General features: G+C 57.7%; 12 protein-coding genes. 6 read left to right on the top strand and 6 right to left on the bottom strand.

The window, feature by feature from the left end:
* Positions 1-83 precede the first annotated feature (83 nt).
* Positions 84-800, top strand: coding sequence for a PadR family transcriptional regulator (locus ED901_RS10635; RefSeq protein WP_056771579.1), 717 nt, complete (start codon positions 84-86; stop codon positions 798-800).
* Here ED901_RS10635 and kdpE read toward each other — a convergent pair.
* The 6 genes from kdpE to ED901_RS10605 are packed head-to-tail and all read right to left on the bottom strand — an operon-like array spanning position 790 to position 8,679.
* Positions 790-1,479 (bottom strand): two-component system response regulator KdpE, encoded by a 690-nt coding sequence (gene kdpE / locus ED901_RS10630; RefSeq protein WP_056771582.1) that lies wholly within the window; start codon positions 1,477-1,479, stop codon positions 790-792. The genes ED901_RS10635 and kdpE overlap by 11 nt on opposite strands.
* Positions 1,476-4,172 carry a two-component system sensor histidine kinase KdpD gene (gene kdpD, locus ED901_RS10625; RefSeq protein WP_122095871.1) on the bottom strand — a complete coding sequence of 899 codons (2,697 nt, stop codon included), beginning with the start codon at positions 4,170-4,172 and terminating at the stop codon, positions 1,476-1,478. The genes kdpE and kdpD overlap by 4 nt, the downstream gene beginning before the upstream one ends.
* A 7-nt stretch (positions 4,173-4,179) precedes the next feature.
* Entirely contained in the window at positions 4,180-4,773 is a 594-nt protein-coding gene (gene kdpC, locus ED901_RS10620; protein WP_056771588.1) for a potassium-transporting ATPase subunit KdpC, read from the bottom strand.
* Between the two features lie 17 nt (positions 4,774-4,790).
* Positions 4,791-6,857, bottom strand: coding sequence for a potassium-transporting ATPase subunit KdpB (gene kdpB, locus ED901_RS10615; protein WP_056771591.1), 2,067 nt, complete (start codon positions 6,855-6,857; stop codon positions 4,791-4,793).
* Between the two features lie 43 nt (positions 6,858-6,900).
* A complete protein-coding gene (kdpA, locus tag ED901_RS10610) occupies positions 6,901-8,589 on the bottom strand; it encodes a potassium-transporting ATPase subunit KdpA (protein ID WP_122095870.1) in 1,689 nt (562 codons plus the stop codon).
* Positions 8,590-8,679, bottom strand: coding sequence for a K(+)-transporting ATPase subunit F (locus ED901_RS10605; RefSeq protein WP_071823630.1), 90 nt, complete (start codon positions 8,677-8,679; stop codon positions 8,590-8,592).
* A gap of 296 nt (positions 8,680-8,975) precedes the next feature.
* Here ED901_RS10605 and ED901_RS10600 point away from each other — a divergent pair, with 296 nt between their 5' ends.
* The 5 genes from ED901_RS10600 to ED901_RS10580 all read left to right on the top strand — a co-directional run bounded on the left by ED901_RS10600 (position 8,976) and on the right by ED901_RS10580 (position 13,688).
* Positions 8,976-9,182 carry a YbfA family protein gene (locus ED901_RS10600; RefSeq protein WP_056771596.1) on the top strand — a complete coding sequence of 69 codons (207 nt, stop codon included), beginning with the start codon at positions 8,976-8,978 and terminating at the stop codon, positions 9,180-9,182.
* A gap of 193 nt (positions 9,183-9,375) precedes the next feature.
* On the top strand, positions 9,376-10,329 hold the full coding sequence (locus ED901_RS10595; protein WP_056771599.1) for a DUF523 and DUF1722 domain-containing protein: 954 nt from the start codon (positions 9,376-9,378) through the stop codon (positions 10,327-10,329).
* A 10-nt stretch (positions 10,330-10,339) separates the two neighbouring features.
* The gene (phrB, locus tag ED901_RS10590; protein WP_122095869.1) at positions 10,340-11,770 is read left to right on the top strand and encodes a deoxyribodipyrimidine photo-lyase; all 1,431 of its coding nucleotides are present in this window, start codon (positions 10,340-10,342) and stop codon (positions 11,768-11,770) included.
* A gap of 34 nt (positions 11,771-11,804) precedes the next feature.
* Entirely contained in the window at positions 11,805-12,785 is a 981-nt protein-coding gene (locus ED901_RS10585) for an MBL fold metallo-hydrolase (RefSeq protein ID WP_122095868.1), read from the top strand.
* A gap of 159 nt (positions 12,786-12,944) precedes the next feature.
* Positions 12,945-13,688 (top strand): type 2 GTP cyclohydrolase I, encoded by a 744-nt coding sequence (locus ED901_RS10580; RefSeq protein ID WP_056771606.1) that lies wholly within the window; start codon positions 12,945-12,947, stop codon positions 13,686-13,688.
* Positions 13,689-13,793: the final 105 nt, after the last annotated feature.

The raw sequence follows: 13,793 nt of genomic DNA, 5'->3' as shown, positions 1-13,793 counted from the left end.
GCATTCCTGCTTGCCAGTGTCGAAAAACTGATCTAGTTTAGATATATCGAAATAATTCGATATATCTAAATAGGACATGCATTATGTTTAGTAAAATGTTTGAAGGCCGTCATCGCGGTCACGGTAGCCGGGAAGAAGGGCATCGCGGTCATTGCCGCCATGAATCAGAATGCAGCGACCACAGCGAACGCCACATGTTACGCCGTGATGGACGTCATCGTGGCGAAGAACGCGGTGAAGAAGGGCATGAGCGTCGCGGACGTGGCGAAGGTCGCCGCGGGGGGCGTGGTGAGCGCGGAGTACATCGTCTGTTTGAACACGGTGATTTACGCCGCGTGCTGCTGGCGCTGGTGGCGAAAAAGCCGAGCCACGGCTATGAGCTGATCAAAGCCATCGAAGAAGCCTCTTCAGGCCTTTACGTGCCAAGCCCTGGCGTGATTTACCCGACGCTGACGCTGCTGGAAGAGCAGGATTTCCTCGAGCCTGTCGCCACCGGTAATGGCCGTAAAAGCTATCAGATCACTGACGCCGGCAAAGTGGAACTGGCGCAACATCAGGAGGCAGTCGATGCGATTTTTGCCCGTCTGGCGGGGGCGCAGCGTCCGCGCGAAAACAATCTGGCTGAGGGGATTCACGATGCGATGCACCGCCTGCGTCACGCGCTTCGCGGCAACATGATGCGTGCAGATTTAACGCCGGAGCAGGTGGTGCGTGTGAGCGCGATTTTGCAGCAGGCAGCGGAAAGTCTGGAAGCCGAATTTGGCGAAGCCAAACCGGAAACTGACCAGCCTAAGGCATAAAACGATAGCCCACGCCGGTTTCAGTCAGTAAATGACGTGGCCGGGTGGCGTCGGCTTCCAGCTTCTGGCGCAGATGCCCCATGTAGATGCGCAGATAATGGCTGTGTTCGACGTAATTCGGGCCCCAGACGTGGCTCAGTAACTGACGCTGAGTAATGACTTTTCCGCTGTTTGCCAGCAGTTCGGCCAGCAGGCGAAACTCAATCGGCGTCAGATGACAATCTTCTCCGTTACGCTGCACGCGCCGGTTGATCAAATCCACCGTCACATCCGCAAACGTTACCAGCGGGCTTTCCTGCGCGCTGCCCGCATGGCGGCGTAATGCCACGCGAACCCGCGCCAGCAGTTCACCGACGCCAAACGGCTTGGTGAGGAAATCATCGGCACCGGCATCCAGCGCCGCAATTTTGTCTTCCTCGCTGGTGCGTGCCGACAGCACAATAATCGGGATAGCGCTCCAGTGGCGTAAATCGCGAATATAGGTCAGGCCGTCACCGTCCGGTAAACCGAGATCGAGAATGATCAGATCCGGTTTACGGGTTCCGGCCTCAATCAGCCCGCGTTGCAGCGTTTCACTTTCAAACACCCGCAGGCCTTCCGCCTCCAGTGCCGTGCGCACAAAGCGGCGGATCTCTTTTTCGTCTTCAACAATTAGAATATTGACCGGGGATGCGCTCACGATACCTCATTGATGTCTGATTCCATGTCACTTTCCATCTCAGGCAACGCCTCGAGCGGCAACCTGAAACGAAAACGTGCACCGCCGTTCGGGCCGTTTTCAGCCCAGATCCGTCCGTCGTGCACCTCAATAATGGCACGACATATGGCTAATCCCAAACCAACACCGGGAATGGCCGACTCTTTGTTTCCGCGCGCGAATTTCTCGAAGATGATGTGTTCGCTGCCCGGCGCAATGCCGGGGCCATTATCCCAGACTTCAATCTCCAGCCATTCGTCGAACGGCGTGGCTTTGATGCCGATCGTCGCGCCCGTTCCGGCATATTTATGGGCGTTTTCCAGCAGATTGATCAGCACCCGTTCGATCAGGCTGGCGTCGCAATTTACCAGCACCATTTCCTTCGGTAAATCGATCTCAATGTTGTCGTGCGCCAGCACCGGTTCCAGCATCCGCAGCGCGCTGCCGGTGATTTCCTCCACCGACTGCCACTCTTTGCGCAGATTAAATCCGCCGGACTGAATGCGCGCCATATCCAGCAGATTGTTCACCAGCCGCGTGGTGCTCAGCACCTGCTGGCGGATCTGGCTGGCCTGCGGCGCGTGCTTTGAGCCTTCCGACGCCAGATCCAGCGTCAGGATTTCTGCCTGCCCGAACAGTACCGTCAGCGGCGTGCGCAGGTCATGAGAAAGCGCCGAAAGCAGCGAGTTGCGCAGTTGCTCGCGTTCGGTTTCCAGCCGCGCGGATTCGGCTTGGGCGGCGAGATGCAGACGCTCGAGGGCATTGGCAATCAGCACGGTAAAGGTCTGCAACAGGCGCTGCTGTTCCGGCACCAGTAACTGACGGATGCTCGGCGGTTCGACCGCCAGCAGCCCGCGCGATTCTCCTGAAGCGACCAGCGGCAGCAGCTGATACGGCACGCCGGGCAGGGTGTCAGTGCCCGCGCCGGCTGGCAGTTTTTTGTCGAAACTCCAGCGGGCGATCGCGTCGTCCACCACGATGGCGGTGACCTCTCCGGCGGGCTGCGCCAGTTCGCCATTTTCCTGCGGCAGCAGAATGGCGGTTTTCGCGTGCAGACTGGAGGAGATAAAGTGGCGGCTGGTTTGCGCGATGGCTTCCGGCGTCAGCGCCTGACTGAGACTTTTCGACATTTCATACAAATGCTGGGCGCGTTTTTCGCGGTGGCGGGCGATGCGCGCCTGATAACGAACCCCGGCGGTGAGATTGCCGATCAGGATCCCGACCAGCAGCATCACGCCGAAGGTCACCAGATATTGCGCGTCAGTCACGGCGAGCGAACCGCGTGGCTGTACGAAAAACAGATCAAAGCTGACGACGTTAATCACCGCCGCCAGCACCGACGGCCAGCGGCCATAAAACAACGCAACGACCACCACGCCGAGCAGATAGACCATCACCAGGTTGGCCTGATCGAAGGTCGGCACCAGCCACTGCGACATCACCGTAATCACTGCGCACAGCGCCACGGCCAGCGAACAGCCCCACAGCTGGCGGCTGAACCGGTCGGCGAAAGTGCGTGAATCTTGCTCTTTGCGCGCCGGTGATGCCGGGGAATCTTCCAGCCCGACAATGATCAGATCAAGATCCGGCCCGATATCGGCCAGCTTGTCGGCAAAACTGCCGCCGGGCTTCCAGCGTTTTTCACGGCGGCGACCCATCATGATTTTGCCCAGACGGTGCTCGCGGGCGTAGCGCAAAATCGCCTGTTCTTCATGTGGCTCGGAAAGCGTGGCGGTTTCTGCACCCAGCTCCTGCGCCAGTTTCAGCGAATGCAAAATGGCCCGGCGCTGGCCTTCCGGTAAACGGTGCAGACGTGGGGTTTCGACATACACCGCGTGCCAGACACAGCCAAGACGCGCCGCCAGCCGTGAAGCGACGCGCACCAGTTTCTCATTACCGCCGCCGTGCCCGATGCACAACAGCAGCGCATCGCGGGTATGCCAGACGCGGTTGACACCCTGATCGTCGCGGTATTCGCGCATCTGATCGTCAACGCGATCGGCGGTGCGCCGCAGGGAAAGTTCGCGCAGGGCAATCAGATTGCCTTTGCGGAAGAAGTGTTCGATGGCGCGCTCGGCCTGACCGGGAATATAAACTTTGCCTTCTTTCAGGCGCTGACGCAGGGAATCGGGAGGCAGATCCACCAGCACCACTTCGCTGGCGTCATCAAACAAACGGTCGGGGACGGTTTCACGAATGATAATGCCGGTGACGCCGCTGACCACGTCGTTCAGGCTTTCCAGATGCTGAACGTTCACGGTGGTAAAAACGTCGATACCGGCATTGAGTAATTCTTCGATATCCTGCCAGCGTTTAGGGTGGCGCGAACCGGCGGCGTTGCTGTGCGCCAGTTCGTCCATCAGGATCAGGGCAGGGCGGCGGGCCAGCGCGGCGTCGAGGTCAAATTCCTGCACCTGACGGCCACGATGTTGAATGCGTTTTGGCGGTAACAGCGAAAGCCCCGGCAGCAGTGCCTGCGTTTCCTGCCGTCCGTGAGTTTCCACCACGCCAACCAGCACGTCGAGACCGGTGGCGCGCAGGCGCTGTGCTTCCTGCAACATGGCGAACGTTTTTCCGACGCCCGCACAGGCGCCGAAAAAGACTTTCAGTTGCCCGCGCGGCTTCTCATTGGCAAGCGCCAGCAGGCTGTCAGGATCGGGGCGATCGTCAGTCATATTTTCCTTATTGAGCTTTCAGTGCATCCAGCGCCTGGTTCAGCCCGAGCACATTGACCACGTCGGGGCCGAGGAAACCTATCAGCGGTGATGATGTATTATCATCAATCAATTTATTCACTTGCGCCAGTGGCAGTCCGCGCGCGGTGGCAATGCGCGGTGCCTGCCATTGCGCGGCCTCAACGGAAATCTGCGGGTCCAGCCCGCTGCCGCTGGCGGTCACCAGATCCACCGGCACCGTCGCCGGGCTTTGCGGATTGGCTTTGCGCAGCGCCGCCACGCGGTCTTTCACCGCCTGATCCAGCGCCGGGTTACTGGCTGCCAGATTACTGCCCGCCGAGGCCATCGGGTTATACGGCGAATCAGACGTGACAGAAGGGCGGCCCCAGAAGTAATCATTGCGGGTAAAATTCTGCCCGATGAGCTGTGAGCCAATCACTTTATTGCCGCTGTCTTTCATCAGCGAACCCATCGCCTGCGCGCGGAACACCAGCTCGGAAACGCCGGTGGTCAGCAGCGGATACGCCACGCCAGTCGCCAGCGTCAGCAGAACCGTCATCACCAGAGCCGGACGGACATAGGACATTTTTGTTACGGACATAGTGGTCTTCCTCAAAATCAGCTCAGATGTAAAACGGTCAGAATCATGTCGATAAGCTTGATACCGGCAAACGGCACCAGCAGACCGCCGACGCCATAAATCCACAGGTTGCGGCGCAGCAGCGCGGCGGCACTCATGGCTTTATAGCTCACGCCTTTCAGCGCCAGCGGGATCAGAAACACAATCACCAGCGCGTTGAAAATGACCGCTGACATAATGGCCGAAGACGGCGACGTCAGGTGCATGACGTTCAGCGCATTCAGTTGCGGATAGGTCGCCGCAAACGCCGCCGGGATGATGGCGAAATACTTCGCCACGTCGTTGGCGATACTGAATGTGGTGAGCGATCCGCGCGTCATCAGCATTTGTTTACCGATGTGCACCACTTCGATCAGCTTGGTCGGGTTGGAATCGAGATCGACCATGTTCCCGGCTTCTTTCGCCGCCTGGGTGCCCGAGTTCATCGCTACCGCCACGTCAGCCTGCGCCAGCGCCGGGGCGTCGTTGGTCCCGTCGCCGGTCATCGCCACTAAACGGCCTTCCGACTGATACTGACGAATCAGGGCCAGTTTGGCTTCCGGCGTGGCTTCTGCCAGAAAATCATCCACGCCCGCTTCAGCGGCAATCGCCGCCGCGGTCAGACGGTTATCCCCGGTGATCATCACCGTTTTGATGCCCATTTTGCGCAGCTCGGCAAAGCGTTCCTTGATGCCGCCTTTAACGATATCCTTCAGCTCCACCACGCCCAGCACTTTGCCGCCTTCCGCCACCACCAGCGGCGTGCCGCCTTTACGCGCAACGTTTTCCACCAGGCCATCGACGGCTTTCGGGAAGGTGCCGCCGTTGGATTCCACATGACGACGGATCGCATCGACCGCACCTTTACGGATGCTGCGCTCGCCGACGTTGACGCCGCTCATGCGGGTTTGTGCGGAGAAGGGCACAAAGGTCGCATTCAGCGAATGAATGTCGCGTTCGCGCAGGTTAAAGCGTTGCTTCGCCAGCACCACGATACTGCGGCCTTCCGGCGTTTCATCGGCCAGCGACGATAACTGCGCGGCATCGGCCAGTTCCTGTTCCGTCACCTGAGGCGCGGGCAGGAACTGCGATGCCTGGCGGTTACCGAGCGTGATGGTGCCGGTTTTATCCAGCAGCAGCACATCCACGTCACCGGCGGCTTCCACCGCACGGCCACTGGTGGCGATGACGTTGGCTTCCAGCATGCGGCTCATTCCCGCCACGCCGATCGCCGACAACAAGCCGCCGATGGTGGTGGGAATGAGACACACCAGCAGCGCCACCAGCACGGTGACGGTCACCGGAATACCGGCGTGGCTGGCGCCCACGCTGAACAGCGAGAACGGGTACAGCGTGGCCGTCGCCAGCACGAACACCAGCGTCAGCGCCACCAGCAAAATGGTCAGCGCCACTTCGTTTGGCGTTTTGCGGCGTTTCGCGCCTTCGACCATGGCAATCATGCGGTCGAGGAAGGTATCGCCGGGGTTCGCCGAACACTCGACCACCAGCCAGTCAGACAGCACGCGCGTCCCGCCGGTGACCGAGGAGAAGTCGCCGCCGGATTCGCGGATCACCGGCGCGGATTCGCCGGTAATGGCGCTTTCATCCACCGATGCGCCGCCGACCAAAACTTCACCGTCGCACGGCACGGTATCACCGGCCTCGATCAGCACGTAGTCGCCTTTACGCAATGTATCGGCGGCGACTTTAATCACCGGCGATTCAGGGCGCGGTTCGTAGATCTTCTTCGCCCAGCTGGTTTTCTGCACGCCCTTCAGGCTCTGCGCCTGCGCCTTGCTGCGGCCTTCCGCCAGCGCTTCGGCGAAGTTGGCAAACAGCACGGTGAACCACAGCCACAGCGACACGCTGCCGGTAAAAGCCGCGCTGCCATCGGTGCGATGCATCAGGATCGCCAGCCAGATAAGCGTGGTCAGAATGCTGCCCAGATACACCACGAACATCACCGGATTGCGCCACTGAACGCGGGGATCCAGTTTTTTCACCGAATCCAGCAGGGCAGTGCGGATCAGACGGGGTTCAAATAACGCACGTTGTTTACGACTCATCTTTTTAGTCTCTATATTCATCAGTTCAACGAGTTACGCAGCATTACTGTGCTGACCAGACTTGCAAATGTTCCGCCACCGGCCCCAGCGCCAGCGCCGGAATAAAGGTCAGTGCGCCGACCAACAACACGGTGCCGACCAGCAGGCCGATAAACAGCGGGCCGGACGTCGGCAGGGTGCCGTTGCCTGCCTGCTGGCGCTTTTTCGCCACCAGTGAACCGGCAATCGCCAGCACCGGAATGATCACCCCGAAGCGGCCGAAGAACATGCAGGCTGCCAGCAACAGGTTGTAGAACGGCGTGTTGACGCTCAGCCCGGCAAACGCGCTGCCGTTGTTGTTGGCGGCGGAAGACACCGCGTACAGCACTTCACTGAAACCGTGGGCGCCGGGGTTTAAAATCCCTGCGCGACCGGCATCGGTGACCAGCGCCAGCGCGGTGCCGAGCAGCACCAGCGTCGGTGTCACCAGGATCGCCAGCGCCGTCATCTTCATGTCGTAAACGTCGATTTTCTTACCGAGATATTCCGGTGTGCGGCCAATCATCAGCCCGGCGATAAACACCGTCAGCAGCACGAACAGCAACATGCCGTACAGGCCGGAACCGACGCCGCCGAACACCACTTCACCAATCTGCATCAGCCACATCGGCACCATGCCGCCGAGCGCGGTAAAGGAATCGTGCATGGCGTTAACCGCACCGCACGACGCGGCCGTTGTGACCACTGCATACAGGCTGGAGGCCAGAATGCCGAAGCGGCTTTCCTTACCTTCCATATTGATATTGCTGCTGGCACCGAGCGCGGTGAAGTGCGGATTGCCCTGGAGTTCGGCGTACATCACCACCACCACGGAAACCACGAAAATCACTGACATCGCCCAGACCAGCGCGTGGCCCTGACGGTTGTCGCCAACCACGCGGCCAAACGCGAAACACAGCGCGCACGGGATGATGAAAATCGCCAGCATCTGCACCATGTTGGTCAGCGCCGTCGGGTTCTCAAACGGATGGGCAGAGTTGGCACCGAAGAAACCACCGCCGTTGGTGCCGAGCATTTTGATCGCTTCCTGAGACGCCACCGGCCCCATCGGCAACGTCTGCTGCAGACCTTCCAGCGTGGTGATGTGCTGATACGCTTCGAAATTTTGCAGCACGCCCTGGCTGACGAAAAACAGCGCCAGCAGGAACGACACCGGCAGCAGCAGATACAGCGTGATGCGCCATAAATCCGTCCAGGCGTTACCGAGGGTCTGCGCTGAAGGGCGCGCAAAAGCACGGATCAGGGCAAACGCGACGGCGATACCGGTCGCGGCGGAGAGGAAGTTCTGCACGGTCAGCCCGACCATCTGGCTGAAATAGCTCAGCGTGCTTTCGCCGCTGTAGGCCTGCCAGTTGGTGTTGGTGACAAAACTCACCGACGTGTTAAACGCCAGATCCCATGACAGCCCGCCAAAATGCTGCGGGTTCATTGGCAATGCGCCCTGCGACATCAGCATGGCCATCAGGACAACAATGCCCAGAATGTTAAATACCATGATCGCCAGCGCGTACTGCCACCAGGTCATTTCGGCATGGCTGCTGCCAGAGGTGCGTAAAACACCGTTTTCTATGCGCTGAATAAATGCGCCGGGCTGTCCTTCAATCAGTTGTGCAATAAAGTTACCCAGTGGTTTTGCCAGTAGCAAAAGCACCAGCATAAAACTGGCAATCAGTAAGAATCCGGTTGCAGCCATTTAAAAATCCTCCGCATTCAGCAGGGCATAAACCAGATAGCCGAGCAGCAGAAGAACCAGTAATGCGCCGCAGATTACGCCAACACTCACAATCCACCTCCACAGGTGTGTTTTTATGTTGTGGCGAGAATAAGGAAAGGCGGGAAAAGATCCTGAAAAGAAAGCGGCCCAACGTGTAAAAAAAGTATAAAAATGCGCAAAAAATGAAACCCAAAAGAAACCTAAATTGCGTATTTATTTAACCATTCTGTAACTCAATTACACCGACAGGCCAAAAGTGGCGAATATTTACACATTAAAGTGGTCAGATGAGTGGTAAAATTTCATCAATTACGGTATATTTTTCGCCAATTACAGTTTCCGAAAAATATGACAGGAGCAACGCCATGAATGATTACACGCCATATACCATGACCCGCATACTGGCCCGCCGCGCTTTTGTTATCGCAGCCGGTGTGCTGGCTCTGCCGGTCATGCTGTTCCGCGCTGACCGCGCCCGTTTTTACAGCTATTTACACCGCGTCTGGATGAAAACCAGCGACAAACCGGTCTGGCTGACCCACGCTGAAATGGCGACACAAGATTTTTATTGAGTTAGCCCCCTCCCGGCCTCTCCCCTTCGCAGGCTGAGAAACCCAGGAAACCCCGCTTTCACAGCGGGGTTTTTTATTGCCCGCGATAAAACCTGTACAACATTATTTTTATGTATAACTTGTGCTAAGGTTATACCTACAGGTGATGAGTTACGGGCACCTCCTTTTCCTCTTTCAACGTCCGGAGCTGACAATGACTAAAACGATTCCCATTGGCATCAGCGCATGCCTGCTGGGCGACAGGGTCCGCTTCGATGGCGGGCATAAACGGCTGGCATTCGCGGTGGAGCAACTGGCGCCGTATGTGCGTTTTGAACCGATCTGCCCTGAAATGGCGATTGGCTTGCCGACACCGCGCCCTGCGCTGCGGCTGGTCAGAATGGATGACGGCGTTGCCATGCGTTTCAGCAATGACGAAACCATTGATATCACTGAAAAGATGCAGAGCTATTCCGAGACGCGCGTCGCCCCTCTGACCGCGCTGTGCGGCTACATCGTCTGCGCCAAATCGCCAAGCTGCGGCATGGAACGCGTGCGGGTGTACAGTGCCAACGGTAAGGATGCGAAGAAAAGCGGTGTGGGGATCTACACCGCTGAACTGATGAAACAGCATCCGTGGCTGCCGGTGGAAGAAGACGGGCGGCTCAACGATCCGGTGCTGCGCGAGAATTTTGTCGAGCGCGTATTTACGTTGTTCGAGCTGAATCAGCTGCGTGAAAGCGGCCTGACGCGCGGCAAACTGATGGCGTTTCACAGCCGTTACAAACTCTCTTTACTGGCCCATTCTCAGCCTGAATACCGTGAGCTGGGGCGCTTTGTCGCTGCGATGGCCGAATGGACATCCCTTGAAGACTACTTCATCGAATACCGTCAGCGGCTGATGAAACTGCTTAATCACAAAGCCACCCGTCGTAATCACACCAACGTGCTGATGCATGTGCAGGGCTATTTCCGCAAACAGCTCAGTTCGGCACAGCGTCAGGAACTGGCGGGTCTGATCGACCGTTACCGTCAGGGCATGCAACCGCTGCTGGCGCCGATCACTTTGCTTAAACATTACATGTCGGAATATCCGGATGAATACCTGGCAGGACAACGATATTTCGAGCCCTACCCGGAAGCGTTAAGACTTCGATACGGACATTAAAAGGAAACGTATGACCACGCATTTAGTCTGGTTCCGAAATGACTTACGGATAACCGATAACCGCGCGTTACACGCCGCCTGTGAAGACCCGCAGGCGCGCGTCATTGGCGTTTTTGTCGCAACGCCCGAACAGTGGAAACAGCATGAGATGGCGCCGCGTCAGGCCGCGTTTATTTATCAGCATCTTCAGGCGCTGCAACATGCGCTGGCTGAGCGCGGGATCCCGCTGCATTACCATCAGTGTGATGATTTTGCGCAGAGCGTCAGCTGGCTGAAGGATTTTTGTGCCAGCGAACAGGTGGATGCGCTGTTTTACAATAAACAGTATGAAATCAATGAACGGCTGCGTGATGAGGCGCTGGAGAAAACCCTGAGCGCAGATGTTTTGTGCCGCGCTTTTGACGACAGCCTGCTGTTGCCGCCGGGTTCTGTCACCACCGGCAATAACGAAATGTACAAAGTTTACACGCCGTTTCGCCGGGCATTTTTATCCCGCCTGACCGAGTCCGACAGCCGCTCTTTGCCTGCGCCGAAAGCGCGTGAACATGGGCAGAAAACGGTGCTGCATAAGCTGATGCCCTTTGACTATCCGCTGGAAAACATCGACGACGCTTTCCCCATTGGCGAGGAAGCGGCGCGCAATCAGCTGCGCAGTTTCTGCCGTGAACGGGTGCAGGATTATCTCGAACAGCGCGATTTACCGGCGGTCGATGGCACCAGTTCTCTGTCTCCGTATCTGGCGATCGGCGTGCTTTCTCCGCGTCAGTGCCTTAACCGTTTGCGCACTGAGTGCCCGCAGGTGCTGGAGAGAACCGACGGTGGCGCGTTTGGCTGGCTAAACGAACTGGTGTGGCGCGAGTTTTACCGTCACCTGATTGTGGCCTGGCCGAAGCTTTGCAAGCATCAGCCCTTTGTGGCCTGGACAGACGGTGTGCGCTGGCGTCATGCCCCGGACGAATTACAGGCGTGGAAAGAAGGCAAAACCGGTTACCCGATTGTGGATGCCGCCATGCGTCAGCTCAATGCCACGGGCTGGATGCATAACCGGCTGCGTATGATTGTCGCCAGTTTTCTGGTGAAGGACTTGCTGATTAACTGGCGTGAAGGCGAGCGATATTTTATGTCGCAACTGCTCGACGGGGATCTGGCGGCGAACAACGGCGGCTGGCAGTGGGGCGCGTCAACCGGTACCGATGCCGCACCTTATTTCCGAATTTTTAACCCGACAACGCAGGGCGAACGCTTCGACAAAGCCGGACGATTTATCAAGGCCTGGGTACCAGAATTGTCGGACGTGCCGGAAAAAGACATTCATCAGCCCCATCGCTGGGCAGAAAAACACCATCGCGTGCTAGACTACCCGTTGCCGATTATTGATCACGCACGGGCGCGAAAAGACACGCTGGCGGCGTTTGAGGCGGCAAAAAACCGGTCAGACTGACCTTTTGCTAATCACCACGACAAGGAGCGATGTGATGAACAAACACCTGCTGGCGCTGATGCTGACGTGCTGGGCAAGCCAGGCCATCGCGGCCTTTGATGTGGTTGCGCTGGGCGTCAACGGAGGGGTCGAAGAGGGCAATCTGACGTCGTATCTGGTGCGCAGTGACGATCAAAAACTGTACCTCGGGCTGGATGCCGGTTCTGTGATGCCGGGGATCCGTAAGGCGCTGGAGAAGGGCAGTTTCCCTCAGGTGACGGCTGAAAATGCCGCGCCGCTGACCCCGCAGGGTGCCGTGTTCCGCAACCTGATCGGCGGATATTTTATCAGCCACGGACATCTCGACCATCTGGCGGGGCTGATCATCGGTTCGCCGGAAGACAGTAAAAAACCCATTTATGGCACCGCCGACACCATCGGCACCCTGCGTCAGCATTACTTCAATGGCCGCGTCTGGCCGAACTTCACCGACTCCGGCAGCGGTCTGCGCATCGGCACGTATCGCCTGAACTTACAGCGCCCTGAACAACGTTTTTCCCTCGGCCTGACGGGGCTTGACGGTAATATTTACCCGCTCAGCCACGGCGGTACGTCTTCGAGCATGATCCTGGTGAGCCGCAACAATCAGTCGTTTGCCTTCTTCGGGGATACCGGCCCGGACGAAGTGGAAAAATCGAAGAATCTGGATACCGTCTGGCGCGTGCTGGGCAGCGAAATCAAAGCCAAACGCCTGAAAGGGCTGATCATCGAAACCTCTTATCCTGACGATGTTCCTGACAGCAAACTGTATGGCCATCTCACACCGCACTGGCTGCTGAAAGAGCTGGCGAGCCTGCAACAATATGCGGGCGGCGACGGTTCGCTGAAAGACCTGACGGTGATTATCAGTCATGTTAAACCGAGCCTGAAAGCGGGCGCGGATCCTGAAAAAGAGATCATGGCGCAGCTGGAAAAAGGCAACAATCTGGGCGTGAAGTTTGTGCGGATGCAGCAGGGCGACAGGCTCGAGCTGTAAACGCAGGGAAGGGGAAACGGTCACGTTTCCCTTTTTTATTTCAATCCGTGAATGTCAGTGGATCTCAGAAGACCCGCTGGCAGACAGCGGGCATTTGGGGCATTGGGGAGATGTCGGTTATCATCGTGAGAATCGTCCCTATGTGAGAAGCCGAACACCATGAACAATCTCCAGCTCGAAGCCCTGATTAACCAGAAACTGGATGTCAGTAATTTCCATGATTACGCGCCGAATGGCCTGCAGGTCGAAGGGCGTCGCAACGTGCAGCGCGTGGTCACCGGCGTGACGGCCTCTCAGGATCTGCTGGATGCGGCGATTGCGGTGGAAGCAGATGCGATTTTGGTGCACCACGGTTATTTCTGGAAAAATGAACCGGCGGTGGTGCGCGGAATGAAGCGCAACCGGCTGAAAGCCCTGCTGGTTAATGACATCAATTTATACGGTTATCATTTACCGCTCGATGCGCACCCTGAACTGGGCAATAACGCGCAGCTGGCGGAGTTGTTCGGCATTGATGTGCAGGGAGAAGTGATGCCGCTGGTGCCTTATGGCGAACTGAAAAAGCCGCTGTCCGGTGAAGCATTACGTCAGCGTATGGAAGTGATTTTGGATCGCAAAGTGCTGCACAGCGCGCAGGGCGGGCCGGATGAGATCCGTCGCATCGCCTGGTGTTCCGGCGGTGGTCAGGGGTTCATTCAGCAGGCGGCAGACTTTGGTGTAGATGCTTTCATCAGCGGTGAAGTTTCCGAGCAAACCATTCATATTGCCCGCGAAATGGGGCTGCATTTTTACGCCGCCGGCCATCACGCCACGGAACGTTATGGCGTGAAAGCGCTGGGCGAATGGCTTCAGGATTATCACGGATTAGATGTCATGTTTATCGACATCGACAATCCGGCTTAAGGGCTGACGTATTTGCCATGGGGGATCCGGGCAGAGCAGGTGACCGTCACGTACGCCGGGTACGCGTCGGTTCCTGCGCGCTGGCCGGATCCCCACGGGCGGCAA

This window comes from Rahnella sp. Larv3_ips (assembly GCF_003697865.1).
Taxonomy (GTDB): Bacteria; Pseudomonadota; Gammaproteobacteria; order Enterobacterales; family Enterobacteriaceae; genus Rahnella; species Rahnella rivi.
This window is presented reverse-complemented; position numbering and strand designations above follow the sequence as displayed.